The 24,739-nt window shown below is 58.0% G+C and carries 21 protein-coding genes and 2 pseudogenes; 15 read left to right on the plus strand and 8 right to left on the minus strand.

The genetic code is table 11. From position 1 onward, the window contains the following. Positions 1-876: a DUF3034 family protein gene (locus AC4ANE_RS07340; protein ID WP_005746589.1), complete on the plus strand. Its 876-nt coding sequence runs from the start codon at positions 1-3 to the stop codon at positions 874-876. Beyond that, positions 876-1,304, plus strand: a complete 429-nt coding sequence (locus AC4ANE_RS07345; RefSeq protein ID WP_002554895.1) for a group I truncated hemoglobin — start codon at positions 876-878, stop codon at positions 1,302-1,304. The genes AC4ANE_RS07340 and AC4ANE_RS07345 overlap by 1 nt, the downstream gene beginning before the upstream one ends. Positions 1,305-1,744: 440 nt before the next feature. On the opposite strand, the gene AC4ANE_RS07350 is transcribed toward AC4ANE_RS07345, so the two are convergent. Continuing rightward, a complete protein-coding gene (locus tag AC4ANE_RS07350; protein ID WP_369812048.1) occupies positions 1,745-2,737 on the minus strand; it encodes a GntR family transcriptional regulator in 993 nt (330 codons plus the stop codon). A gap of 347 nt (positions 2,738-3,084) precedes the next feature. Here AC4ANE_RS07350 and AC4ANE_RS07355 point away from each other — a divergent pair, with 347 nt between their 5' ends. The 8 genes from AC4ANE_RS07355 (at position 3,085) to AC4ANE_RS07390 (ending at position 10,857) form a co-directional block, all read left to right on the plus strand. Further along, positions 3,085-4,458 carry an amidase gene (locus AC4ANE_RS07355; RefSeq protein WP_002554893.1) on the plus strand — a complete coding sequence of 458 codons (1,374 nt, stop codon included), beginning with the start codon at positions 3,085-3,087 and terminating at the stop codon, positions 4,456-4,458. Between the two features lie 77 nt (positions 4,459-4,535). Beyond that, entirely contained in the window at positions 4,536-5,417 is an 882-nt protein-coding gene (locus AC4ANE_RS07360) for a polysaccharide deacetylase family protein (RefSeq protein ID WP_002554892.1), read from the plus strand. A gap of 27 nt (positions 5,418-5,444) precedes the next feature. Continuing rightward, the gene (locus AC4ANE_RS07365) at positions 5,445-6,785 is read left to right on the plus strand and encodes an MFS transporter (RefSeq protein WP_002554891.1); all 1,341 of its coding nucleotides are present in this window, start codon (positions 5,445-5,447) and stop codon (positions 6,783-6,785) included. A 10-nt stretch (positions 6,786-6,795) separates the two neighbouring features. After that, positions 6,796-7,557: an SDR family NAD(P)-dependent oxidoreductase gene (locus AC4ANE_RS07370; protein WP_002554890.1), complete on the plus strand. Its 762-nt coding sequence runs from the start codon at positions 6,796-6,798 to the stop codon at positions 7,555-7,557. A 31-nt stretch (positions 7,558-7,588) separates the two neighbouring features. Further along, a complete protein-coding gene (locus AC4ANE_RS07375) occupies positions 7,589-8,338 on the plus strand; it encodes an SDR family NAD(P)-dependent oxidoreductase (protein WP_002554889.1) in 750 nt (249 codons plus the stop codon). A 22-nt stretch (positions 8,339-8,360) separates the two neighbouring features. Beyond that, the gene (locus AC4ANE_RS07380; RefSeq protein ID WP_002554888.1) at positions 8,361-8,660 is read left to right on the plus strand and encodes a hypothetical protein; all 300 of its coding nucleotides are present in this window, start codon (positions 8,361-8,363) and stop codon (positions 8,658-8,660) included. Continuing rightward, positions 8,657-9,664 (plus strand): CobW family GTP-binding protein, encoded by a 1,008-nt coding sequence (locus AC4ANE_RS07385; protein WP_460408769.1) that lies wholly within the window; start codon positions 8,657-8,659, stop codon positions 9,662-9,664. Before AC4ANE_RS07380 ends, AC4ANE_RS07385 begins: the two co-directional genes overlap by 4 nt. Further along, entirely contained in the window at positions 9,661-10,857 is a 1,197-nt protein-coding gene (locus tag AC4ANE_RS07390; protein ID WP_031594847.1) for an ABC transporter substrate-binding protein, read from the plus strand. Before AC4ANE_RS07385 ends, AC4ANE_RS07390 begins: the two co-directional genes overlap by 4 nt. Before the next feature lie 240 nt (positions 10,858-11,097). On the opposite strand, the gene AC4ANE_RS07395 is transcribed toward AC4ANE_RS07390, so the two are convergent. Then, entirely contained in the window at positions 11,098-13,515 is a 2,418-nt protein-coding gene (locus tag AC4ANE_RS07395; RefSeq protein ID WP_031594848.1) for a glucose/quinate/shikimate family membrane-bound PQQ-dependent dehydrogenase, read from the minus strand. Between the two features lie 444 nt (positions 13,516-13,959). On the opposite strand from AC4ANE_RS07395, the gene AC4ANE_RS07400 reads away from it, so the two are divergent. Further along, positions 13,960-14,187: a VF530 family protein gene (locus tag AC4ANE_RS07400; RefSeq protein ID WP_002554884.1), complete on the plus strand. Its 228-nt coding sequence runs from the start codon at positions 13,960-13,962 to the stop codon at positions 14,185-14,187. 53 nt (positions 14,188-14,240) lie between these two features. Next, positions 14,241-14,897 (plus strand): Pr6Pr family membrane protein, encoded by a 657-nt coding sequence (locus tag AC4ANE_RS07405; protein WP_002554883.1) that lies wholly within the window; start codon positions 14,241-14,243, stop codon positions 14,895-14,897. Between the two features lie 15 nt (positions 14,898-14,912). Here AC4ANE_RS07405 and AC4ANE_RS07410 read toward each other — a convergent pair whose 3' ends face one another. The 3 genes from AC4ANE_RS07410 to AC4ANE_RS07420 all read right to left on the minus strand — a co-directional run bounded on the left by AC4ANE_RS07410 (position 14,913) and on the right by AC4ANE_RS07420 (position 19,474). Further along, the gene (locus tag AC4ANE_RS07410) at positions 14,913-15,680 is read right to left on the minus strand and encodes a siderophore-interacting protein (RefSeq protein WP_002554882.1); all 768 of its coding nucleotides are present in this window, start codon (positions 15,678-15,680) and stop codon (positions 14,913-14,915) included. After that, the gene (locus AC4ANE_RS07415) at positions 15,677-16,267 is read right to left on the minus strand and encodes a PadR family transcriptional regulator (RefSeq protein ID WP_002554881.1); all 591 of its coding nucleotides are present in this window, start codon (positions 16,265-16,267) and stop codon (positions 15,677-15,679) included. Before AC4ANE_RS07415 ends, AC4ANE_RS07410 begins: the two co-directional genes overlap by 4 nt. A gap of 87 nt (positions 16,268-16,354) precedes the next feature. After that, positions 16,355-19,474, minus strand: coding sequence for a transglycosylase domain-containing protein (locus tag AC4ANE_RS07420; RefSeq protein ID WP_460408984.1), 3,120 nt, complete (start codon positions 19,472-19,474; stop codon positions 16,355-16,357). Between the two features lie 360 nt (positions 19,475-19,834). On the opposite strand from AC4ANE_RS07420, the pseudogene AC4ANE_RS07425 reads away from it, so the two are divergent. Beyond that, a pseudogene (locus AC4ANE_RS07425) lies at positions 19,835-20,743 on the plus strand (hypothetical protein). 50 nt (positions 20,744-20,793) lie between these two features. On the opposite strand, the gene AC4ANE_RS07430 reads toward AC4ANE_RS07425, so the two are convergent. Both AC4ANE_RS07430 and AC4ANE_RS07435 read right to left on the minus strand, forming a co-directional pair. Continuing rightward, entirely contained in the window at positions 20,794-21,483 is a 690-nt protein-coding gene (locus AC4ANE_RS07430) for a hypothetical protein (RefSeq protein ID WP_002554878.1), read from the minus strand. A gap of 178 nt (positions 21,484-21,661) precedes the next feature. Further along, a pseudogene (locus AC4ANE_RS07435) lies at positions 21,662-22,376 on the minus strand (hypothetical protein). A 204-nt stretch (positions 22,377-22,580) separates the two neighbouring features. On the opposite strand from AC4ANE_RS07435, the gene AC4ANE_RS07440 reads away from it, so the two are divergent. Together AC4ANE_RS07440 and AC4ANE_RS07445 are read left to right on the plus strand one after the other, a co-directional pair. Beyond that, on the plus strand, positions 22,581-22,739 hold the full coding sequence (locus AC4ANE_RS07440) for a hypothetical protein (protein ID WP_223216150.1): 159 nt from the start codon (positions 22,581-22,583) through the stop codon (positions 22,737-22,739). A 57-nt stretch (positions 22,740-22,796) separates the two neighbouring features. Then, positions 22,797-23,513, plus strand: a complete 717-nt coding sequence (locus AC4ANE_RS07445) for a hypothetical protein (protein WP_223216151.1) — start codon at positions 22,797-22,799, stop codon at positions 23,511-23,513. Between the two features lie 65 nt (positions 23,514-23,578). Here AC4ANE_RS07445 and AC4ANE_RS07450 read toward each other — a convergent pair whose 3' ends face one another. Next, positions 23,579-24,709 carry an OpgC domain-containing protein gene (locus AC4ANE_RS07450; protein WP_002554876.1) on the minus strand — a complete coding sequence of 377 codons (1,131 nt, stop codon included), beginning with the start codon at positions 24,707-24,709 and terminating at the stop codon, positions 23,579-23,581. Between the last annotated feature and the right edge of the window lie 30 nt (positions 24,710-24,739).

Consider the following 24,739-nt stretch of genomic DNA (forward strand, 5'->3'; position numbering starts at 1 on the left):
ATGTCCTACAAGACATCATTACTGTTGGGTTATCTTTTGGCGGGTGTGGCAGGGGTTGCCCCGACGCTCGCGCTGGGCGACAACGGCCGACTTATCGCCACGGGTGGCGCAACCAGTATTGAGGGCAGCGCCGGTGGCGGTATCACCCCATGGGCGGTGATCACCGGTTACAGCGAGCAAGGCGAGTGGGGGGCGACAGCCTTCGCCACGCACATCAATCTGCCGGACTACAACCTTGATGTGGCAGGCCTCGCCGTCGCCTATGGCAACCGCGTCGAGTTTTCCTATGCTCACCAACGTTTCGATATCAGCAACCTGCAGCACAGGCTCAGCCTGCCGGACGACAACCTCAGCCAGGACGTGTTCGGCGTCAAAGTGCGCCTGTTCGGCGACCTGATCTATGAAAGCCTGCCGCAGGTTTCCCTGGGCGTGCAGTACAAGCATCAGAACGATTTCCTGATCCCGAGTCTGGTGGGGGCCAAGCGTGATTCGGATGTCGAAGGGTATCTGACGGCCAGTCGGCTGTTCATGGGCGCGGCGTTTGGCTACAACGTCGTGGTCAACGGTGGCATGCGTTATAGCCGCGCCAACGAAACCGGTCTGCTAGGGTTTGGCGGGGACCGGCGTGACAGTCGCAGTCTGCTCAAGGAGGGCTCGGTAGCGGTGCTGTTCAATCCGCGCTGGGCGCTTGGCGTCGAATATCGCGAAAAGCCGGATAATCTTTCGTTTGCTGGCGAGAGCGACTGGGCAGATGTGTTTCTCGGTTATTTCCCCAACAAGCATCTGTCCGTTGTATTGGCCTACGCCCGTCTGGGCGAAATCGCCACGCTGGATAACCAGAACGGCACTTATCTGTCTGTGCAGGGGAGTTTCTGATGAGACGCTTGCTGATCTGTCTGATGCTGACGGTGCTGGCCGGTTGCGCCCAACAGCAACAGCCCCCCAAGGATGACAGTCTTTATCGAGACCTTGGCCAGCGTGCCGGCATCCAGCGCATCGTCGAAGGCATGCTCATGAACGTGGCCAGGGATGACCGGATTGTCGAGCACTTCAAGAAAGTCGACATCGTGCGTCTGCGCGACAAACTGGTCGAGCAACTCTGTGTCGAAGCGGGCGGCCCGTGCCGCTACACCGGTGACAGCATGGCCGAGTCGCACAAGGGCCAGAACCTTACCCCCAGCGATTTCAACGCGCTGGTTGAAAACCTGATCGCAGCGATGGACACCGAGAACGTCCCGGTTCCGGTCCAGAACCGTTTGATCGCCCGGTTGGCGCCAATGCGTGGCGACGTGGTTGGCAAGTAATCTTTAAATGCACTCTGACTATCGTGCCAACGCTCCGCGTCCAGAACGGCGTTCCCACGCTGGAGCGTGCGGAACGATAATCTTCAGGGAGAGCGCTTACGCGAGAACACTATCGTGCCAATGCTCCGCGTTGGCATGCCGTTGGTGACGCTCAGCGTCACAAATCGCCGTCGCGCCGCGCGCTCCGGATTGGACGCCGAGCATCCAGAACAGCGTTCCCACGCTGGAGCGTGCGGAACGATAATCTTCAGGGAGAGCACTTGCGCGAGAACACTATCGTGCCAATGCTCCGCGTTGGCATGCCGTTCGTGACGCTCCGCGTCACAAATCGACGCCGCGCCGCGTGTTCAGGATCGGACACAGAGCGTCCAGAACTGCGTTGCCACGCTGGAGCGTGGTAACGATAGTCTCTGTCGCGTTAACTCCAACTTTGCCCCATCTCAACTCAACCGCGTCAGGTACCCCGGCACTTCCTGCTCCGGCAGTACCGATAGCACTTTCAGGCGCTGGAGCATGCGCTGTCGGGCGCGTTGCAGGTGCTCCTTGAGGTTCAAGGCCGCGGCGTCGAAAGCACCGTGCAGCAGCAACTCAATGATCAGCCGGTGCTCGGCCAGCATCGCTTCATCCGCGCCAATTTCCAGCAACCGGTAGAAAATCCGGTTGATGATCATCGGGCTCTGCGCCTGACTGATCAGAGTAGCGATCTTGCGGTTTTGCAGGCCGCTCAGACACTGCTGATGCAGGTCGTCCTCAAGGCGCTCTATTTCCTCCAGGCTGCACTGTTCGGCATTTTGCGCCTGAATGACTCTGGCCAGCATGGCCTCCAGAGTTTCGCGACTCAGCTGCGGCGCGGTCTGGCGCAGGGCTTCGGGCTCAAGGCAGGCGCGCAGTTCGTAGTCTTCGGTGATTTCCCGGGCCGTCAACGGCCCCGCCAGCCATTGCGAGTAAGGCTCTTTTTCCACCAGGCCGCGATCCCGCAGACGCATCAGCGCCTCACGAACCACTGCGCGGCTCACTCCGTAGTGCTGCGCGGCGCTTTGTTCATCCAGCCGATAATGACCAAAGGCGATACAGGCCGACAGCGCCGCGCCGATCTCGTCATGAATACGTTCGCCGAGTGGGCGGGTGTCGACCAGCTCTTCGCTGCTGTCCAGCCCGAACTGCTTGTGGCTCAGGCTCAACCGCAACGGCTCGACTTCCCCGGCGTCAGGATTGACCAGGTAACCCCGGCCATCGAAACGGCTGATCAAGCCTTCTTCATGCAGCAGATTGAGCGCCTTGCGCACCGGCACCCGGCTGGTGCCGAACAGTTCTGCCAACGGTGCTTCAAGCAGCACCAGTCCATTGGCAGCCGCACCCGAGACGATTGCGTTACGCAACACCTCACGGATCGTGGCGTAACGCGACGCGGTGCGCGTGTCCTCTTCTGACATCGGTTTCATACACTTCTGGCGGTTGACGGGCAATTCTCGCACAGATGCGCCGTTGTCACCCTGGGCCACGTCCTGATGCTCGCTCATGGGGCCACCGTTACTTTTTTGCACTGAAATGTACCTTTTGTAAAAGATACATTATTTCTTTATGACGATCCTGTTCGCCCACGACGCCTTATCGCAACTGATTGATGCCTTTGCAGAAAGGTTTCTAGTACGGCGTTTCCAGCGCGAAAGGGCCGTCAGCTTGATCGGGTCAGGGCGTCGCGACATGCAGATTGGCATGGAATCTGCCTTTTTTAAATGTACATTTTATTAATAAGTACATTTTTGAGGGTGTGATGTCCATGACCGATACCGGGAGTCACAGCGTTACCGGTGATGCCTGCGCACTGGCCGAGGATTTTGCCCAAGGGCGCAGTGACCCTGTGCAGGCTCTGGACAAGGCGCTGCAACAGGCGGCACGCGCCGATCATGTGTTCATTTCCATGAGTATCGAACGGGCACGCAGGGAAGCCGAAGCGTCTGCGGCCCGCTGGCAGCAAGGGCAGCCATTGAGCCCCTTCGACGGCGTGCCCATCGCCTGGAAGGATCTTTTCGACGTGGCAGGCAGCGTCACAACCGCCGGTGCTGCGGTGCGCAACAACCTGTCCCCCGCGCTGCTGGATGCGCCGAGTGTCGGGCTGCTGGCACGGTCCGGGATGGTCAGCCTGGGCAAGACCAATCTCAGTGAATTCGCTTATTCAGGGCTGGGCCTGAACCCGCATTTCGGTACGCCGATCAACCCCAACAGCGACGGCTCGCCACGTATTCCTGGCGGTTCGTCTTCGGGTTCGGCAGTCGCCGTCGCCAACAGAACCGTACCGATCGCCATGGGCACCGATACCGCCGGTTCTATTCGTGTGCCGGCAGCGCTCAACGGTCTGGTGGGGTTTCGCAGCACCAGCCGCCGCTATAGCCGCGACGGCGTTTTCCCGCTGGCGCTGACGCTGGACAGCGTCGGGCCACTGACCCGCAGTGTGCGCGACGCTCTAGTGATCGACGATCTGCTCTGTGCGCGCAGCAAACCTTCATCGTTGATACCACGCAGCCTGGCCGGTCAACGTTTCCTGCTCGATCAGGCGGTGCTGGAAGACGAACGCGTCACGCCGGCCGTTCGCGACAACCTGTTGCGTGCTGTTGAAGCCTTGCGTGCAAGCGGTGCGCTGATCGAGGTCAAGCCTTGCCAGGCATTTCAGGCCACGTTGCTGTTAACCCAGCAACAGGGCTGGCTTGGTGCAGCCGAGGCATTCGCGCTGCATCAGCCGTTGCTCGACAGCGACGCCGCCAGCCAGCTCGACCCCAGAGTGCGCAAGCGTCTGGAGGCCGCACGGCACATGCCCGCCAGCCTGCTGGTCAATCTGTACGCCGCGCGCGAACGTTTGCAGGAGCAATTGACCCTCGAACTCGATGGCGCGCTGCTGATTACTCCAACTGTTGCTCATGTGGCGCCGCCGCTCGTGCCCCTGTTGAACGACGAAGAGCTGTTCATTCAAACCAACCTCGCCACGCTGCGCCTGACCATGCCAGGCAGCCTGCTGAACATGCCCGGCGTGTCGCTGCCCAGCGGCAGTGATGCCTCGGGCCTGCCCACCGCAGTGTTGCTTAGCGCTCCGGCGGGGGAAGACGCACGGTTGCTACGCGCAGCGCTGGCCGTGGAAGCACTGATCGCAGCCCCTTGAACAACCTGTGAATTTTGAAACCGGCCCGCGTGCCGTACAGCGCGAAGCCGATCTGATTAACCCGTGGGAGAACAACGATGGCCAAAGAAATTCTGTGTGCGTTTGGTGTGGATGTGGATGCCGTTGCTGGCTGGCTGGGCTCCTATGGCGGCGAGGATTCGCCGGACGACATTTCCCGCGGCCTGTTCGCCGGTGAAGTCGGCGCTCCGCGTCTGCTCAAGCTGTTCGAGCGTTACGGTCTGCGCACCACCTGGTTCATTCCGGGGCACTCCATGGAGACCTTCCCCGAGCAGATGAAAGCCGTGGCGGATGCCGGGCATGAAATCGGTGTGCATGGTTACAGCCATGAAAACCCGATTGCGATGACCCCGGAGCAGGAAGAGATCGTCCTCGACAAGTCCATCGACCTGATCACGCAAATGACCGGCAAGCGCCCGACCGGCTATGTCGCGCCATGGTGGGAGTTCAGCAACGTCACCAACGAGCTGCTGCTCAAGAAAGGCATCAAGTACGACCACAGCCTGATGCACAACGACTTCCACCCTTACTACGTTCGGGTGGGCGACAAGTGGACCAAAATCGATTACAGCCAGCATCCGGATACCTGGATGAAGCCGCTGGTACGTGGCGAAGAAACCGATCTGGTGGAAATTCCGGCCAACTGGTACCTGGACGATCTGCCGCCAATGATGTTCATCAAGAAGGCACCCAACAGCCACGGTTTCGTCAACCCTCGGCACCTGGAAGAAATGTGGCGCGACCAGTTCGACTGGGTCTATCGCGAGCATGAACACGCCGTATTCACCATGACCATTCACCCGGACGTGTCTGGTCGCCCGCAAGTGCTGCTGATGCTGGAGCGCTTGATCGAGCACATTCAAAGCCATGCAGGCGTCAAGTTCGTCACTTTCGACGAGATTGCCGACGACTTCGTGCGTCGTAACCCCCGTACCCGTTGATACATTGCCCTGTCCGAGGCGTCACTCATGTCCATTTACAACAAGCTCGACCTGACCGGCTGGAAACCTGAGCAATTGACTCCGGAGCAAGTACGGTTCGCCACATGGATTGCGTTTTTCGCGTGGGTGTTTGCGGTATATGACTTCATTCTGTTTGGCACGCTGTTACCGGAAATCGGTCGGCACTTCAGCTGGAGTGAGGTCGAACAGGCCGAAATTGCGACCTGGGTCGCGGTCGGCACAGCGGTGGTGGCACTGGCCATCGGTCCGCTGGTAGATCGCCTGGGACGGCGCGTGGGTATCATTTTCACCGTGAGCGGTTCGGCGATCTGCTCGGCGCTCACGGCCATCGGCGGATCATGGGGCAAGTCGCCACTGATCCTGATTCGTGCGCTGGGCGGTCTGGGTTATGCCGAAGAAACGGTCAACGCGACCTACCTGAGCGAAATCTACGCGGCATCCGACGACCCGCGTCTGGCCAAGCGCCGTGGCTTCATCTACAGCCTGGTGCAGGGCGGCTGGCCGGTCGGCGCTTTGATCGCAGCAGGGCTGACCGCCGTGCTGCTGCCGATCATTGGCTGGCAGGGTTGCTTCGTGTTCGCGGCCATCCCGGCCATCGTCATCGCGATCCTGGCGCGCAAGCTCAAAGAGAGCCCGCAGTTTCAGATCCATCAACGTATTACTCAGTTGCGCAAGAAGGGCGACGTGAGCCAGGCACAGGCTGTGGCGCAAACCTACGGGGTCGATTACGACGAGCACAGCAAGGCCGGTATCGGCGCGGCCTTCCGCGGTTCTTCGTGCCGCGCCACGCTGGTGATCGGTGCTGCGATCCTGCTCAACTGGGCGGCGATTCAGGTGTTCAGTGTGCTGGGCACAACGGTGATCGTCAGCGTTCACCACATCTCGTTCGAGAACTCGCTGATCATTCTGGTGCTGTCCAACCTGGTGGGTTATTGCGGTTACCTGTGTCACGGCTGGATGGGCGACCGAATCGGTCGTCGTAACGTGATCGGTCTTGGCTGGATGCTGGGTGGTCTGGCGTTCGCCGGCATGCTCTACGGGCCTAGCAACATGGTGACGGTCGTTGGCTTGTACAGCCTTGGGCTGTTCTTTCTGATCGGCCCTTACTCGGCGGCCTTGTTCTTCATCAGCGAAAGCTTCCCGACCAGCATTCGTGCAACGGGCGGCGCAATCATCCACGCCATGGGCCCGCTCGGTGCTGTGGTCGCAGGCTTCGGTGCCACGTCGGTATTGAGTGCAGGCGGAGACTGGCAGACCTCGGCGTTGTATTTCGGCGCGCTGCCTTGCTTCCTGTCGGGTGCACTGATGTTTGCGGCCAGGCATGTGCGACCTGAAACCGTGAAATGAGGAGCAACACATGATTCGTAAAGTTGCAGTAGTAACCGGTGCCGCCAGCGGCATCGGCCAGGCACTGGCAGTGGCTTTTGCCCGGCACGGTGTGGCGGTGGCAGGCGGATTCTATCCGGCTGACCCGCATGATCCGAATGAAACCCGCAGGCTGGTGGAGGCGGCGGGTGGCGAATGCCTGATGCTGCCGCTGGACGTGACCAGCACCGAGTCGGTCGACGATCTGGCTGCGGCTGCGATCAAGGCCTATGGCCGAATCGATTACGCAGTGGCCAATGCCGGACTGTTGCGTCGTGCGCCCTTGCTGGAAATGACCGACGAACGCTGGGACGAAATGCTCGACGTGGACCTGACCGGGGTGATGCGTACTTTCCGCGCCGCCGCCCGGCATATGGGCGAGGGCGGTTCGCTGGTGGCGATCTCATCGATTGCCGGTGGTGTCTACGGCTGGCAGGACCATTCCCATTACGCCGCCGCCAAGGCGGGTGTGCTAGGGCTGTGTCGCTCGCTGGCAGTGGAACTGGCGCCCAAGGGCATCCGCTGCAATGCGGTGATTCCCGGTTTGATCGAAACGCCACAGTCGCTGGACAGCAAGAACTCGCTGGGCCCTGAGGGTCTGGCGCAGGCGGCCAAGGCCATTCCGCTGGGTAGAGTAGGCCGAGCGGACGAAGTCGCTGCGCTGGTACGTTTTCTGTGCAGCGACGAAGCCAGTTACCTGACCGGGCAAAGCATCGTGATCGACGGCGGCCTGACCGTGCGCTGGCCGGGGTAGATCGCGCAAATTCAACCAAGGAACCCGACCCATGCAACAGCTCAAACAAAAACGTGCGGTGATCACCGGTGCAGGCAGCGGCATTGGTGCTGCCATCGCGCTTGCCTACGCGAGTGAAGGTGCGCATCTGGTGCTGGGCGATCGTGATCCGGTCACTCTGGCCAAGGTTGCCGAACACTGCCGTCAGCTCGGCGCGCAGGTGCACGAATGCGTGGCCGACGTCGGCAGCGTCGAGGGGGCGCAGGCCAGTGTCGATGCCTGTGTCGAGCATTTTGGCGGCATCGACATTCTGGTCAATAACGCCGGCATGCTGACCCAGGCACGTTGCGTCGACCTGAGCATCCAGATGTGGAATGACATGCTGCGCGTCGACCTGACCAGCGTATTTGTGGCCAGCCAGCGCGCCTTGCCGCACATGATTGCCCAGCGTTGGGGACGCATCATCAATGTTGCCTCGCAACTGGGCATCAAAGGCGGTGCCGAGTTGACCCATTACGCTGCTGCCAAGGCCGGGGTGATCGGTTTCAGCAAATCCCTTGCGCTGGAAGTCGCCAAGGACAACGTGCTGGTCAATGCCATCGCTCCCGGCCCTATCGAAACACCGCTGGTCGCCGGGATCAGCAGCGCGTGGAAAACCGCCAAGGCTGCCGAGTTGCCGCTGGGGCGTTTCGGTCTGGCCGAGGAAGTTGCGCCGGTGGCGGTGCTCTTGGCCAGCGAGCCGGGTGGCAACCTGTTCGTCGGCCAGACGCTAGGCCCCAATTCCGGCGACGTCATGCCATGAGCAAACTGCTGGAGAACACCTGATGTGTGGATTGTGCGGGCTGTTGGGCGAAGATGTGCACTGGAGCGACCCACTGGCTGCCGAACTGCCCTGGCGGCGTGAGCGTTTGCGGCGTATCGCCGCGATCAACAAGGTGGTGGCTCCTTTTCGCCTTAAGGTCGAGGACTTTCAGGGCGTTTCCTACCTTCTGCTGGGGGCCACCGGCAAGCAGGAACTGGCGACCGGCCTGGAGCAGCTCTGGCAGAAAGCCGAGTTACTGATTGGTCGCCCGCTCGACCCGCTGGATTCCCGTTTGCTCGACCATCTGCAGAGGTCATCATGAGCCTTGCTCTCAATGTGATTACCGGCTTTCCCGGCAGCGGCAAGACCACGTTGCTCAAACGCCTGCTGGCCGATGAAGACATGGGCGAAACTGCGCTGTTGATCAACGAATTCGGCGATGTCGGTATCGATCATCTGCTGGTTGAAGAGGTTGCTCCGGATACCGTTCTGCTGCCCAGCGGTTGTGTCTGCTGCACCGTCAGGGGGGAGCTGAAAGATGCGTTGCTCGGCCTTCTGGAGCGACGTAATCGTGGCGAGATTCCAGCGTTTCGCCGGGTGATCCTGGAGACCACCGGCCTTGCGGATCCCGCACCGATTCTCACCACGCTGAGCAATGACCCGCAACTGCGCGGGCGTTTTCATATCGGCCTGATCGTCACGTTGGTGGACGCCTGCCACGCAACACTGCAAGAGCGTCTGCATCCGGAGTGGCTGGCTCAGATCGCGGCGGCGGACCGGCTGTTGTTGAGCAAGACCGATCTGGTCGATCAGCCCGCACTGGATGCGCTTCGTCAGCACCTGCAAGCGCTGAATTTCTCTGCACCGCTGCGGGATACTGCGCAGATCCACAGTGGCGATCAACTGTTGCTGGGCGAGGGCATGCGCAGCGACGAACCGGCCGCTGAAGTGACGCATTGGCAACTGCATCGGGTGCTGTCGACTTCCGCGCGGCATGGTGATGCGCAGGTCTGTTGCCTGACGTTCGAGCGGCCTCTGGACTGGGTCGGTTTCGGGGTGTGGCTGTCGATGCTGTTAAGATGCCACGGTGACCGAATCCTCCGTGTCAAAGGACTGCTCAACGTGAACGACAACCAGGCTCCCATCGTGATTCATGGTGTGCAGCATTGCCTGCATGCGCCGGTGCATCTTGTAGCCTGGCCAGGAGAGGATCGTACTTCCCGGCTGGTGTTCATCCTGCGCGGTCTTGATCCCGAGTTGCTGCGTCGTTCATTCGAAGTGTTTTCCGGCAGCTTCGCGCCATCACTCAGCGAGTCTGCGGCATGACCATTACCTTGCGTGTGCTGGGTACGTCCGTGACCTTGCTGGAGTCCTTGCGTGAGCGGGCCGAGCAGGAACTGGGCATCAAGCTGATCTATCAGATCCATGACGTGCAGACCGCGCAACGCATCGCGGTCATGCAGCCCGACAGCTACGACCTTTACGATCAGTGGTTTCATAACGTTGATTTCGTCTGGCCTGCGCGGGCCATTCAACCCATCGATACGCGGCGCATCGCGCTTTGGCACGAAATCAACGACCTGCCCAAACAGGGCCGACTAAGACCCACCGATCAACCGGGCAGCGGCAGTGTGCCCAGCGAACGTCTGTTCGTGCAGCACGATGGCAGCTTGGGCAGTGCGGTGACTGAGCGCATCAGTATGTTGCCGCTGACTCACAACGCCGACAGTTTCGCCTATCGCCCCGAGCGTTTGCCGGATGGGCTGAGTCCTGCTGACGAAAGTTGGGGCTGGTTGCTCGACCCTGTGTGGGGTGGGCGCATCGCCTTGCAGAGCGACGCTGCTATCGGCGCACTGGATGCCGCACTGGCCGTGCAGGGCGCGGGGCTGGCGGCGTTCAAGGACATCGGCAACATGAGCATCGAAGAAATCGACGTGCTGGCCCACGTGCTGGTGCGTAAACAGCAGCAAGGGCATTTTGGCGCGTTCTGGTCAGACGACGAAGAAGCCGCCGAACTGATGCTCAGCCCGACCATCGACATTCAGAGCCTCTGGTCACCGACCCTGGTCAGGTTGCACCGCGCGGGTGTGAAGTACCGCGTGGCAGTGCCCAAAGAGGGTTATCGCGGCTGGTTCGGCGGGCTGTCTTTATCGCGCCACGCCAAAGGCCCGGTGCTGGATGCAGCCTACGCCTACCTGAACTGGTGGCTGTCCGGCTGGCCGGGCGCAGTGATGGCGCGGCAGGGGTATTACATCGGCAATCCGGCGCGCAGTCGTGATCATCTGAGTGCCGCAGAATGGGATTACTGGTACGCCGGTCTGCCCGCCCGCGAGCAACTGCTCGGCAGCGACGGCCTGCCACTGATCGACGCCGGAGAGATCCGCGACGGCGGTTCCTACGAGGAACGCATGGGCCACATTGCAGTGTGGAACTCGGTCATGAACGAACACAACTACCTGGTCCGCCGCTGGAACGATATCCTGCGCGCCAGTGGCAAAAGCAGCGCCAAAGCGCGTTAGGCACGCATTCAAAAGCGGACGCAGAGCGTCCAGAACGGCATTCCCACGCTGGAGCGTGCGGAACGATAATCGTCAGAGCACCATCGTGCCAATGCTCTGCGTTGGCATGCATTTCGTGACGCTCCGCGTCATAGATCTACAGCCTTGTCCGGTAGCAAATGCAGCCGAGACAAGGTTTCAGTAGCAACAAAAAAAGCGGCTACCTCTCGATAGCCGCTTTCCATTTACCGCACTAATGCATCACTTCGGCAGTTTGAATGCCATCACGTAGTCACCCTGTTTGGTGCCCAATGAACCGTGACCGCCCGCCACGACCAGCACGTATTGCTGACCGTCCTTGCGGGTGTAGGTCATCGGTGTGGTTTGGGCGCCTGCTGGCAGGCGACCTTCCCACAGCTGTTTGCCGTTACGTACATCGTAGGCGCGCAGGTATTGGTCAAGCGTACCGCTCAGGAAGGCCAGACCGCTCGCCGTTGTGATCGGGCCACCCAGGCTTGGAACGCCCATGGTCAGCGGGATCGGGATTGGCGAACTGTCACGCACGGTACCGTTTTTGTGCATCCAGATGGTTTTGTGGGTGGTCAGATCGACCGCCGCCACGTAACCCCACGCCGGTGCCTGGCACGGCAGGCCCATTGGCGACAGCAGTGCTTCCAGGATCACGCCATAAGGTGCGCCCTTGTTCGGCTGCACGCCTTCGGTTTCGCTCTTGCGGCCAGGGCCGCCTTCGACTTCGGCAGCAGGCACCAGCTTTGAACGGAACGCCATGTAGCTCGGGTTGACGAAGGCAATCTGACGAACCGGGTCGACGGAAATACCGCCCCAGTCGAACACACCGAAGTTACCTGGATAAACAATCGAACCCTGCAGCGATGGCGGCGTGAACGGGCCGTCGTAGCGCAGCGACTTGAAGTCGATTCGGCACATCATCTGGTCAAATGGCGTCACGCCCCACATGTCGCGCTCTTTAAGCGGCGGCGGCATGAAGTTCAGGTCGGACTTGGGCTGGGTCGGCGAGGTGTGATCGCCTGCAACAGCGCCTTGCGGAACCGGTATTTCGTTGATCGGCACAATGGGCTGACCGGTGCTGCGGTCCAGCACGTAGATGCTGCCCTGCTTGGTCGATGCCAATACCGCCGGCTTCACGCCATCAGCCGTTTTCATGTCCAGCAGGGTCGGTTGACCACCCACGTCCATGTCCCACAGGTCATGGTGGGTGAATTGGTAATTCCAACGTACGCGACCCGTCGCGATGTCCAGTGCAACCAGGCCCGCGCTGTATTTCTCGGAATCCGGCGTACGATCGCCGCCCCATTGGTCAGGCGTCTGGTTACCCATCGGCAGGTAGATCATGCCGAGCTTTTCATCGACGCTGAACATGGACCACATGTTCGGCGAGTTGCGCGTGTAGATCTTGCCTTCGGCAATCGGCGCAGTCTCTTCCGGGTTGCCGCTGTCCCAGTTCCAGACCAGACGGCCAGTGTGCACGTCGTAGGCACGGATCACGCCGGACGGTTCGTCCATAGAGACGTTATCGGTAACGTGGCCGCCGATGATCACCAGGTCTTTGGTCACTGCCGGTGGCGACGTGGAGTAATAGCCGCCCGGAGCAAACGTACCCATGTTGGCAGTCAGGTCAACCGAACCCTTGTTGCCGAAGTCCTCACACATTTTGCCGGTATCGGCGTTCAGCGCGATCAGACGGGTGTCGGCAGTCGGCAGGAAGATTCTGCGTGGGCATGCATTTGAAGTGGCGCTGGCTGCGGCCGGTGCTGCCGGGCTTTGTGCCGGGGCACTGGCTGCATAGGCTGCGTCGTCATGATAAGTGACGCCACGGCAGGTCATGTGCGCCCAGCCTTTGAAGTTTTTCGCATTCTGGGTGCTGAGTTTCGGGTCAAAGCGCCAGATTTCCTTACCCGAATCCGGATCAAGTGCGATCACCTGGCTGTGCGGCGTGCACACGTAGAGCATGCCGTTCACCTTGAGCGGTGTGTTCTCGGCAGTGGTTTCACCCGGGTCGTTCGGCCCAGGGATGTCGCCAGTGCGGAAGGTCCAGGCCGGTTCCAGTTTGTTGACGTTTTCCGGGGTGATCTGCGCCAGAGGCGAGTAGCGGTCACCGAATGCGGTACGGCCGTAGGACTGCCAGTCGCCGTCAGGCATGGCCGGAGCGGTGTTGGTGGTGCCGGCAGTTTCGCGGTCCAACTGGCCTTCGATACGGCCAGGGTTGGTGAACTGGCTCGCCAGCGCGGTCAGACCGGCCAGCACGACAGCAACGCTCAGTGCGCCAGTGCCCAGGCGCGCCGGGCCATTGCGCAGCAGTGGCTTGCGGAACCACGGCAGCAGCAGGACGATGCCCAGTGCGAACCACAGCGCCAGGCGTGGTACCAATTGCCACCAGTCGAGACCGACTTCCCACAACGACCATACAGTGCTCGCGAACAGCAGCAGTGCATAAAGGCCCAGCGCAGCCGCGCGACCAGTGATCAGCAACACGCCGGTCACGGCGAAGCCGATACCGGCCAACAGGTAATACAACGAGCCATCCAGTTGCAGCAGTCGGGCACCACCGACCAGCAAGGCCAGCCCCATCAACAGGATCACCAGCCCGAGCAGGGTCGGCAACAGGCGATTTCTATTTGAAGCACTGTCAGTGCTCATAATGCGAATCTCCGCGAGAAATAAGTAGTTGATATCTTGTTTTCATGTACGCCGCCGACCCTGGCAGCATTCCTTGAGGCTGTTTATTGAAACGAATCACCGACGGTCGAATTCAACATCACACAGAACACGGTTGGCCATTCAGCGCGGCCCGGTCATTGATTCGTAGACCATTGCCGCCCGAATTCGTGCATAGGTGTTTATTCAGCGGAGCCTCTTCAGAAAGAAAACCTGAAGTCCTTAAACGCGCAATGATAGGACGCTAACGATTTTTCTAAAAGCGATAAACCTGACATGGATCATTGCAAGGTCGGCAACAGTGGCTCAAGTCGACTGTGTTTTATGAAAGCGCGGCGCTTACAATGGCAGACTTTTCGGGAAGACCTGCGCGCTCCAGGAAGCTGTTCAGGCTGCTATCCCTCTTCATCAGCTTCAAGGCTCATCATGACAACACCCAATTCCGATCCGCTGCACGGCGTCACGCTGGAGCAGATTCTCAGGGCTCTGGTCGAACATTACGAATGGTCCGGCATGGCCGAGCGCATCGACATTCGCTGTTTCAAAAGCGATCCGAGCATCAAATCCAGTCTGACTTTTCTGCGCAAGACGCCCTGGGCGCGTGAAAAGGTTGAAGCGTTGTATGTGAAGTTGCATCGCGGCAAAGGCTGGTAACAGGCCCGCCAGAAAAGCCCGGCATGGACGCTGGAACTCAAGGATAACGATTGATGCACCGCGAACACTCAACTGCGCAGGGACAGCGCTATTACACCCTTGTTGCAGCCTGCCTCGGCTGGTCGGGGCTGGTCATCCAGCTGTACCTGATCTTCATTGGCCGTTATGCCGATCACGCCAGTCTGCTGGGCGGGCTGGTGCGGTTTTTAAGTTTCTTTACCGTACTGACCAACACCCTGGCAGCTGTCGCGCTGAGTTGTGCCCTGACGGCGCGGCAGTCGGCAGGCCACCGTTTTTTCCGGCACCCGGTGGTATGCGGCGGCATTGCGGTGAGCATTGCGCTGGTGGGCATCGCTTACAACATTCTGTTGCGCCATCTGTGGCACCCGCAAGGCTGGCAGTGGGTGGCCGATGAGTTGCTGCACGACATAATGCCGCTGGCGTTCGTACTGTACTGGTGGCTGTACGTGCCCAAAGGCGCGTTGCGCTTGCGCCATGTACCGCTGTGGGCGATCTATCCGATCATCTACTTCGCCTACGTCCTGCTGCGTGGCCACATGCTTGGTGACTACCTGTATCCATTCATCGATGTCGGCACGATCGGTTTTCCAAAGGCATTCATCAACGCGCTGGGCGTGCTGCTCGGGTTCTTGCTGGTTGCACTGTTGCTGCTTGGGGTCGACAGATGGGCGGCTCGTCGCACGATGTGAGTCGCCCAGGCTTGCCTATTCTTCAGTGCCGTCCAGCTTCCAGTAGCCAGCGGCCTTGACGAAATCCTCTTGCAGGCCGAACTCATCGAGCAGCACACGGCGCAGCTTGCGTGACAGCGCGGATTCGGTCGCGACCCACGCGTACAGCTTGCCCTCGGGCATCTCCAGGCGACGCGTGACATCCACCAGGCTCTGCTCGCCGCGTACGATCCAGATCACGTCGACCTGTGCGGCGCTGTCGAACACCTGCTGTTCCTGCGGGTTGGCCACTTCGACCACCACCAGCGCAGCACGGTTGGCGGGCAGCGACTCCAGGCGTCGAGCGATGGCGGGAATCGCCGTTTCATCGCCGATCAGCAGGTAGCTGTCGAACATGTCCGGCACTACCATTGAACCCTTTGGCCCTGCGATGTGCAGAAATTGCCCCGGTTCAGCCTGAGCCGCCCAGGTGGCAGCCGGGCCTTCGCCGTGCAGAACGAAGTCGATATCCAGCTCACCGCTGCTTTCGTCATAGCGACGCGGGGTGTAATCGCGCATCGGTGGACGTGGTGCGTCCTTGTCGCTGGTAGCGGCCAGGTCTTCCAGGGCAGCCTGTTCTTGCGCTGTCTGCGGGAAAAACAGTTTAACGTGGTCGTCTGTGCCTAGACTGATGAAGCCTGCCAGTTCCGGGCCCTGCAAGGTAATGCGGCGCATCAGCGGCGTCAGCTCTGTGACTCGCAACACTTTTAGTTTGCGACGCTTGATTTCATGCATGACGCGATGGATTGACTGGGGCGAATTCATGCCGACTCCTCCGAGGTAGGTTGAGGCCCATCGACGACAGCCTTGGCCGTGCTGTTGAGCAACTCGCTGACCCGCAGAATTTCTTCCGGGGTCCAGCGACCGTGGTGCATCTGCAGTGCGTGGCGCAGGTTGTGCACCGCTTCGTGGATTTCCGGCGGACGATCGTGGCCGCGCAGTGAGCGCTTGCTGACATCGATGCGCATGCGCACACCTTCCAGCGCCACGGCCTGATCTTCCAGGGATTGGCGACCCGCATCGGTGATGGTGTAGAGCTTCTTGCCAGCCTGGGCATCGCCGACCACCATTTCGCTTTCTTCAAGAAACGTCAGGGTGGGGTAGATAACGCCGGGGCTGGGGCAGTACGCACCCTCGAACAGACCTTCGATCTTGCGGATCAGGTCATAGCCGTGTGCGGGCTGTTCGGCGATCAGTGCCAACAGCAGTAATTTCAGATCGCCAGGGGCGAAAACCCGAGGGCCACGTCCACCGCGTTCACGGCCTGGGCGTTTTTCAAAACCGTCGCGATCTTCACCTGGTTCACGAGGATGCGGCGGACGGTGGTGGGGAGGGTGTTTATCTTCACGCATGTTTTTGATCTCTGGTTACAAGTTAGATATACCTTAAGCTATATCTTATTGTAATCACAGAGCTGGCAGACGAGCGGTCATTGCCGGTCAAACACCCTTGGGCGGGTCGGCAAGCGGGGCATTGCACATCGCCTGTCCGTGGTTCTCCAAGTACGGGGTCAGGATCGGAGCCATACCTTTGAGTACCTGCACCGGCAACGCCGAGGTGAAGCGAAAGCCTTCGGCGGCGCGTCCCGGTACGAACGCGGTCAATGCGCCAAAGTGGTTGTCGCCGATATAAAACACAAAGGTCGCCGTGCGATTGATCGCCCTGGAACTGAGAATGCGTCCGCCTGCGCCGATGCTCTCGATCCTGTTATCACCCGTGCCAGTCTTGCCGCCCATCTCCAGCACGCTGCCGTCCTGCATCTTGAAGGTGCCTTGCACACGCTTGGCGGTGCCGCCATCCACCACCTGCGACAAGGCTTCGCGCATTGCCGCGGCAACTTCTGCTGGCAGCACGCGCTGGCCCAGCTCCGGGTTGATGGTCAGTTCGGTGTCGTAAGGTGTACCAGCGGCAAAATGCAGACTGTCGATACGCACGGGCGGCAAACGGATGCCGTCGTTCTGGATAATGCCGATCAGCTCGGCCAGCGCCGCCGGGCGATCACCCGAGCTGCCGATAGCCGTTGCCAGCGATGGCACCAGATGGTCGAACGGATAGCCCACGCGCTGCCAGCGCTGTTCGATATCCAGAAACGCTTCGACCTCCATCATGGTCCGTACGCGGCTGTCGCGAGCGCTTTTGTGGCGACTCTTGAACAGCCAGCCGTAGACTTCCTGACGCTCGTAACGACTGGCGGCCACCGCGTCCTTGAATTGTGCTTCAGGGTGTTTGAGCAGGTAGCCCACCAGCCACAGTTCCAGCGGGTGGACGCGGGCGATGTAGCCTTGATCGGGCAAGTCGTAAGTGCCCGGCCCATAGCCCTTGTACAAGTCGGCAAGACGCTTGTCGGTCAGCTTTGAGGTTGCTTTCGGCTCATCCAGATGCGCACGGATGAACGCGTTGAACGTCGCTTGATCAGCCCCAGGCAGCAAGTAGCGATGCACGGCAGCCAAGCGGATGGCCGTGGGATGGATACCGTCCAGAAAAGTATCGAGGCGTTCCTGAGTGGTCTTTTCCTTGTAGCGTTTCCAGAAGCGCAGCAGGAACACCGTGCCCTCGCGGTCGGCAAACTGCGCGAGGTATTCCTGACGGCGCGGGTTGTCGTCATCCTTGAGCAACTCGGCGCTGTTGTTGGGCGCCTGATACGTGCTGTAGCGCACCACATCGCGCATCAGGCGAATGAACGGCAGGTTGATCGACTCACGCAGCGACTCGCGCAGGGTGGGAATCCGCTCGTTGTCTTCGCGCCTGAAGTTATTGAAACGGTGCATGCCGCCACCGGTGAAGAACGCCTCTGCCGGGCTGGCCGAATAGGTGCGATCCAGCGCGGCCGAGAGCATTTTCGCCAGATCACGGTCCTTGCTAATCAGCAGGTAATCCACCGCCCAGCGAGTCAGCCGGTCAGGTTCTTCGACAGGCACCTTGCGCAGTTGCGCGGTACTCAGATTCCCATACCGCCCGTGCAGCTCGGCGATGATCTCCAGGTAAGTGGTCAGCACACGCATCTTCGCGGTCGAACCCAGTTCCAGCTTGCTGCCTTCGTTGATGTCGAACGGCTGATCAGTGCTGTCGGTCTGCACCCTGACCCGCGAGCCATCCACGCCGCGTTCGAACAGCGTGAAGCTATAGCGTACCTGGGTGGTACTGGCCGGGGTCAGCAGCCGCTCTCCCATCAAGCCGGTTTTTGCAGCGAACTCAGGGTTGGCCAGGTCACGCAGGTACTGGCTGACGCTGCGCTGCAATTCGCCATGCAGGGTACTGGTGGCCGACAGATCAAGACGGTCCAGGTCGTAAAGCGGGCGATTGAGCAGGTTCGACAAACGAGTGCGCGCGACACTGATGCCTTTATTGGTTTCGATAGGCTGAATGGTCGGCTGCTGCGCCCAGTCGCGGTAGGTGACCTGGGCTGCCAACGCGGCATCGGCCAGCGGTTGATCAATGACATTGGCCTGGGCCAGCAGACGTAGATGGCTGTCGGTCAGGTCCGCCAGTTCTAGGCGGCCCTTGGCCAGATAGTGCGACGGACGACGCTGGGCAATGACCAGTGACAGCACTTCGCGCAGGGCGAGCGCCTTGTCGGCCAGCCGCTGTTTGTCTGTGGGGCTGGAGGCCAGTAAGTCATTGGTTTTGGCAAAATCCGCACCGAACCACACCCGCAACCCTTCGGCCAGCCCATGCACTTCACCGTGCCCCGGCACCGCGGACAACGGCACACTGTTCAGATAATCACGGACCACCCGCTGGCGTACCGCGAGGGTCTCGGTGCCCGGTTGATAAGCGCGAACGCTGGCGGAAATCATCTGCCGCAACTTCTCTGAACCCGACAGCGTCAGCCCGTCGGGTGAATGGCGATATTTTTCCAGTTGAGTGGCAAGCGTACTGCCGCCAGCCGACTGGCCGGGGAGGGCGAACATCTTCGCCAGTTGCGACCACGCGGCCTTCACGAAGCGTGGCCAGTCCACTGCCGGGTTGGCCAAGGGTTGCTGCGGGTCCAGCAAGTCGCGGTTTTCGATAAACAGCAGGCTGTTCACCAGCAGTGGCGGAATAGCGGTAAAGGTCGGATAAAACTGCTGCGGGTATCTGAACTCATACAACGGTTCGTTTCGGCAATCAGTGATCGACAGGCCAGCCTGGGTCTTTTCCTCGTAAGGCACGAAGAAGCCATGCTGAACGTAGCGCATCAGCTCTGGTGAGAAACGGGTCTGGCGAGTAATCACATAATCGCGCTTGAGCAGACGCTGCAGGAACTCATCCAGCGACGAATAGCCCAGGCGCCTGTCGAACGGCCCGTCACCTGGATACACCACATCATGACTCGGCCCAGGCTGCATCGAATAACTCAGGCTCGCGGCAAAGCGGCTGAACTCCCGCGCCTGCAGCCTTGAACTGCGGCTCTCCACCGTTATTGCAACACCCAGCGCAATGCAGGCCAGCACCACAATCACCCAAAACACCCACCACCCGTATCGCTTGCGACGCGGACGCTTTGGCGCGCGTGGGTCATCCTGGCGGTCAGCTGACAGCGCTTCATGCTTGCTATCGGAATGCCGAAATACGCCCATAGTCGATTGTCCGGTCATCCTTTCAACGCACCTGACCCAAGCTTAGACGCTGGATGGGAATGTGGGGGGAATTGTGTGGTGGTTTTCGAGATTGGCTGAGGCGATGCCTGGACTGGCATGGCTTGTATGCTTTTTCGTCTAAGCACAGGGTTTGACTGAAAAAATATCAGTCATAGATAAGCGCCTGAAAAGCATTCTTTATAAATCCAGGCGTTGGACTTATAAAATATTATTGGTTATTTGTAGGACGTTTCCGATAATTGTTTCCAACGCTTGATCTCGAATTAAACAGGTGATTACGTCCGGTTTTGTCAGTGGCAATGATGCCCTGATTAGTTAATCCCTATCGAGATCAACAAAATGAAAAACAAGAAAAACAAGGCAGGTCGTGCGTTTGTGTCTGGATTGCTCTCGGCAATGTCTTATCACGCCATGGGTCAAGTAGAAGGAGCTCCTGTCGTCAGTCAACAACCAATGTTGCAGGAACGGGCTGTACAAAACCCAAGCCATTCGAATCCTGTGGTGCTGTCGGACAAGATTCATCAGATCAGTCATATTCTGGAGAATACCTCGGCAGTTCATCAGTATAATTTCACCGCTGCGCGCGGCCAGAATGTACTGATTACAACGCCGGATTCGGATTACGACCAGAAATGGAGGTTGGAGTATCAGGTTGATGGCGGCCGGTGGCAGCCCAAGCGTCATTCATCGGCGCAGAGAATCGAAGGGCTTAATCCTGGTTCACAAGTCTCAATATACGTATTGTCGCGACTGACGGTGCCAGGTTTGATACCACTGATTACAGCGTGGTGTTTGGCTCGTTTCCTCATATGCGTTATGACTTGCACCACGAAGAGGGCTTCAGGGTTGATTCCGTATGGTTTCACCAAACCCGCTTTTCTGGCGACACAAGCGCTCACAGAGGCAATGCTCGAGGTTACGTTTACCGACAGCAAGGCTTTTCCGCTGGAGGGCGGTGTATTTGATTTCGAGCTCAGTATCAAACATCACCAGGCTAACGGACAATACACCTCGGACAGTTCGGGGAAAATAATGCAGCGGGTAACGTTTAAACGCTGCGAGGGTGGTTTGCTCGCTGATAACTTCACTCACTTAAGTGAAAACGGGCGAGAAACCTGGAGTACTCGCTACGGGCCAAAAAAGTATTGGGCTAATAATAGGCTCGCTGAACAATTGGCGGATAAACCTCATGTGTACAACTTGGGGCTGATTTGCAATCGCTGGCTGATCAACTGGTCAAGGAACTGATTTAAAAAACGCTCTGTCTGCCGTAGGCGCTACAGAGCGTTTTCTGACCGTCAGGCCCTTGTATCGATCAAGTGTGTCGAATCTTTTTCTGCTTTTTCTTTGATCTGACTTATCCAGATTTCACTAGGGTCATCTTTTTTGCTGAGTGCTATTTTTCCAAGATCAATGATGTTTTGAAAATTTAGCAGGTCAAGTTTATAGGTTCCTTTGAATGTGTCTGTGTCATGGTCAGCCAGCGTCATGAGGATTTTGGCATGCGTGATCGCAGCATCCTTGAGGTGGGTTTTTTGGTTGATGGCATCTGATAAATACTTGATTTCATTGGTGCCTAACTTATCGTCCAAGTCTATTATTTTAAGCTCGGCATCATCGCCTATCGTATAGCTGAAATTTTTACCCGTCAGGTCGGGCCGCAAATCTATAAGCTCCGCTCTGAACTCCTGGTAGAAACAGGATTGTAATTCCGACATGAGCAATGCATCCACATTAAGGTGCTCTAGATAAAGCTCTTTTGTCATTGGGCGAATGACTTTTTTAGTCGGGTCTTTCTCGTCGGGATGGTTGGAGGTGAATTGCAGCCACGGCTCTTCCTCACGCGTGTAGAAAGCATTTGCAAACTCTTCTTTTTTACTCAGTGCCGGTTTATCCTCAGGCGATCGTGGGAGGGGTTTTGTTTGGAGGTGGGTCAAGGGGCGCGACGGAGGAAGTAAAAAGTCGGAAGTAATAGTGCTAATGTACATTTTCTGCTCCTTGCTGAATGACTGTATCTTTCTTGTTATCGGTGAATGGGCTGGATACTTGGGCTGATAAAGCTGTGGGAAAATTCCTGGTCACAGGCTTTGTGTGATCTGCGTCACGAACCAACTGCATGTCACTGGTTATTCCGAGCGAAATATCAACGGCCTGTATTTGCATTCATCAAACGTGCACATCAACCAGAGGTTTTGGTTCTTCCTCACGCTTCGGCGCATAGCGCTCGATCTGGTAAATAATCGTGTCCATGAAATTGCCAATATGGTTGCGGCTGAAGATCTGTCCGTAGTCGATGACTTTGCTGTAACTCTCCAGATTGAGGGTGTGCTGGTTACCGAATTTTTCCGTGTAATGGTCGAGTAGCGTCATCACAATTTTTGCGTGCGCACGCAGATCCTCTTTCAGTTGTTGACGTTCGTTCAGCTTCTCGGTCAGGTACGTGAACTCTGCCGGGGTGAGAACCTCGTCCGGGTCGGTCACCTGAATGTCCTGATTAAAGCCCAGCGTGAAGCCGAAATGCTTTTTTGACAGCTCTGTATTGAGGTAAAAAAGCTGCTGCTTGAAATCGTGGAAATTGTCGTACATACGGCATATGGTTTGGTCAAAATCCTTAATGTAGTTTTCCAGATACCTGCCTCGGATATCTTTTGCTTCCTTTTCAGACATGTTCTCTAAAATAGCGCGTCCTGCCGCCGAATTTTTGTAGCTGGAAAACCAAGGTGTCTCTTCGGTTGTATAGAATTCAGCGTTCGGGTCACGCGGTTTTTTTTTGTTCTGGCTCTGTAGGGAGCTTGTTCAAAAGGGGCGAGGCTATCTCGTTTTTTTTATCAAACAGGGTTTGCCATTCTTGTGCGGAGATGTAGTTAGGGCCGATATTCATTGTGCACCTGATTTTCTGTAGTCAATTTACTAACGGCACGAACAGGGAAAACTTGCGCTGAGAAGAGTGTAGGAATATTCCCAGGTTGCTGGGGTGGCAATTGTTTTGTAGGAAGTTTCTTTATTTTTCGTTTTGCTATTGACCTTGAGGTTGGATTTCTATTACGTCCTGTTTTAGGTGTTTTATTAATATTAGGAGCGTCACATGAATAATCTCAAGGCAGCAAAGATTTTGGCATTTTCGTTGTTGGCATGCGCTTTACACCCGCAAGCGATAGCACACGAAGTGGGGCGGAATATTTTAAATGAGCAGGCAAGTGAGGCGGAAGTTTTAGAGGGATCTGGCGAGGTTAGAACGGAATAGGCTGTAGAACCTAAATTTACTGAGCTGCCTGACAAATTTAATATTATCAAGGATTCATTGGTAAGCGCAGCGGACAGCCACTATTACGGCTTCACAGCATTGCGCGGGCAAAAGGTTTTGATTCAAGGGCATCTGTCCGGATCTGCTCAGTTGGAAATTCACGATGGCGCTAAATGGAATATGCTCGCCAGTGGTCAGAAAATGGTGCTCCCTTCTTTGACTCTTGGGCAGGATGTAATTGTTCGGGTTTCTCATAACGAGTCCAGTACTTTTGTACAAGGTTCTACCTGTGGCCTGATACTGGGTTCATTTCCAAAGGTCACCTATGCTCGCCTGCGAGATCAGCCATATGGTATGTCAAGAATACCTCCGGATGCGTCTACCCTGGGGCCGTTATCTGCTCAAGGAATAAGCAACGTTGTTCTGGAGATCGATATGACTGATTCGACAGGGACGCCCCTGGAAGGGGGCATTGCGTCATACTCAATTGATCTGCCGAAGTCCGATAAGTCCCGTCCCACTGGCCTTGTGAAGACTGACGCATCCGGTAAAGTCCGCACAGTGGTAGATATTGGCCGCTGCGTCGGTGGTAACGATGCGGATGTTTTTGCAGAGAAAGACAGATGGACACATATTTGGCGCACCCAATATTTTGAAGGTAGTTGGGTGGTGGATAATCCTTATGCTTTAAATACTGGCCTTGACACACCTCATCCTGATAAAGGGCAAGTCGGACATATCTGTCATCAGAGACTGATCAAAAGTACCCCGTAAGTAAATGTGTAAAGAAGACTGGCAAATGCGTTTTGCCAGTCTTTGCATTTGCAATGCTCCTTCCTTTACACCGCTATGGCGGCCTTATATCTCCCCAGCCGCTTATTCAACTCCAGCCCATTGGCCATCAGCATCATCAAGCCGAGCCCGACAATCGCGGTAGTCACCTGCATAGGCCATGTATCACCTGCCAGTGCATTTGCCATGTCTGCCAGTGGCGCGAGCAATACGCCCAGGCAGAAGACTTCCAGCGAATAACGGCCCATGCGGCAGGTCTGGCGGGCGGGCCAGTTTTCGAGCCAGGTGCTTGAGGTCGGCAGCAGTCGGGCGACGACGTAGACCAGTGCAAGGAAGTGCAGCAGGCGCGCGGGTGCCAGGTCGGTTTTGCTGATTGGGTACAAGGCGTCGAGGTGCAGGGTCGAGACCAGTGCGCTGTGCAGGCCGGGCCATTTTTCGCTGAAGGTCAGCATCCCGGCGATCAACACGTAGACGGCGGCCATCAGGAACAGCGGTTGTTGGCGCAACGGAGAGTGTACGGCGGGTGTGGCTGTTTCGCTGCGCAATGCACAGGCACCGCCGAGAATGAACAGCAACTGCCAGGCCACCGGATTGAAATACCACACGCCACCGCCTTCATAGGCACGCAGGTTCCAGCCGAGCAACGGCACCATCAGGTACAGGGCAATCGACAGGCCGACCGCCAGTTCCAGTTTGCGCAGCATCAATGGCAAGGTCAGCGGCAAGGTCAGCAACAGCACGATATACAGCGGCAACGGGTCGGTCAGGTTGGGCTTGAAACGCAGCAACAGTTCATCGGCCAATGCCTGTTGCGGGTTGCCGACGAAGTATTCAAGGCCCATCTGCTGGACCATGTCGCGCGTCTCGACATGGTTGTTGGCGACGAAGACTATGCCCATCAGCAGGGTCAGCAGAAAGATATGCACCACATACAGCACCCAGGTGCGGCGCAGGATCCGCACGCCAGCCACCAGCATGCCGTCGCGCCGGGCGATGCGTCCATAGGCCATGATCGATGCGTAACCGGCAAGAAAGACAAAGATTTCCGCTGCGTCGCTGAAGCCGAAGTTGCGTACGGTCAACTGCGCGAGCGGGTTGTCCGGCACGTGATCCCAGAATATGAAGATCAGCGCCAGGCCGCGAAAGAAGTCGATTCGATGATCGCGTCCGTTAGTCATAACGGTGGACTCTTGAAAGTGCTAATGAGT

The organism is Pseudomonas sp. Pme6b (genome assembly GCF_058129925.1).

Coding starts and splice junctions, on each gene's coding strand:
- AC4ANE_RS07370 (WP_002554890.1), top strand. CDS start 6,796: ATGATTCGTAAAGTTGCAGTAGTAACCGGTGCCGCCAGCGGCATCGGC.
- AC4ANE_RS07380 (WP_002554888.1), top strand. CDS start 8,361: ATGTGTGGATTGTGCGGGCTGTTGGGCGAAGATGTGCACTGGAGCGAC.
- AC4ANE_RS07415 (WP_002554881.1), bottom strand. CDS start 16,267: ATGCGTGAAGATAAACACCCTCCCCACCACCGTCCGCCGCATCCTCGT.
- AC4ANE_RS07365 (WP_002554891.1), top strand. CDS start 5,445: ATGTCCATTTACAACAAGCTCGACCTGACCGGCTGGAAACCTGAGCAA.
- AC4ANE_RS07375 (WP_002554889.1), top strand. CDS start 7,589: ATGCAACAGCTCAAACAAAAACGTGCGGTGATCACCGGTGCAGGCAGC.
- AC4ANE_RS07400 (WP_002554884.1), top strand. CDS start 13,960: ATGACAACACCCAATTCCGATCCGCTGCACGGCGTCACGCTGGAGCAG.
- AC4ANE_RS07360 (WP_002554892.1), top strand. CDS start 4,536: ATGGCCAAAGAAATTCTGTGTGCGTTTGGTGTGGATGTGGATGCCGTT.
- AC4ANE_RS07345 (WP_002554895.1), top strand. CDS start 876: ATGAGACGCTTGCTGATCTGTCTGATGCTGACGGTGCTGGCCGGTTGC.
- AC4ANE_RS07355 (WP_002554893.1), top strand. CDS start 3,085: ATGACCGATACCGGGAGTCACAGCGTTACCGGTGATGCCTGCGCACTG.
- AC4ANE_RS07340 (WP_005746589.1), top strand. CDS start 1: ATGTCCTACAAGACATCATTACTGTTGGGTTATCTTTTGGCGGGTGTG.
- AC4ANE_RS07390 (WP_031594847.1), top strand. CDS start 9,661: ATGACCATTACCTTGCGTGTGCTGGGTACGTCCGTGACCTTGCTGGAG.
- AC4ANE_RS07350 (WP_369812048.1), bottom strand. CDS start 2,737: ATGTCAGAAGAGGACACGCGCACCGCGTCGCGTTACGCCACGATCCGT.
- AC4ANE_RS07440 (WP_223216150.1), top strand. CDS start 22,581: ATGAATAATCTCAAGGCAGCAAAGATTTTGGCATTTTCGTTGTTGGCA.
- AC4ANE_RS07430 (WP_002554878.1), bottom strand. CDS start 21,483: ATGTACATTAGCACTATTACTTCCGACTTTTTACTTCCTCCGTCGCGC.
- AC4ANE_RS07405 (WP_002554883.1), top strand. CDS start 14,241: ATGCACCGCGAACACTCAACTGCGCAGGGACAGCGCTATTACACCCTT.
- AC4ANE_RS07385 (WP_460408769.1), top strand. CDS start 8,657: ATGAGCCTTGCTCTCAATGTGATTACCGGCTTTCCCGGCAGCGGCAAG.
- AC4ANE_RS07395 (WP_031594848.1), bottom strand. CDS start 13,515: ATGAGCACTGACAGTGCTTCAAATAGAAATCGCCTGTTGCCGACCCTG.
- AC4ANE_RS07420 (WP_460408984.1), bottom strand. CDS start 19,474: ATGGGCGTATTTCGGCATTCCGATAGCAAGCATGAAGCGCTGTCAGCT.
- AC4ANE_RS07410 (WP_002554882.1), bottom strand. CDS start 15,680: ATGAATTCGCCCCAGTCAATCCATCGCGTCATGCATGAAATCAAGCGT.
- AC4ANE_RS07450 (WP_002554876.1), bottom strand. CDS start 24,709: ATGACTAACGGACGCGATCATCGAATCGACTTCTTTCGCGGCCTGGCG.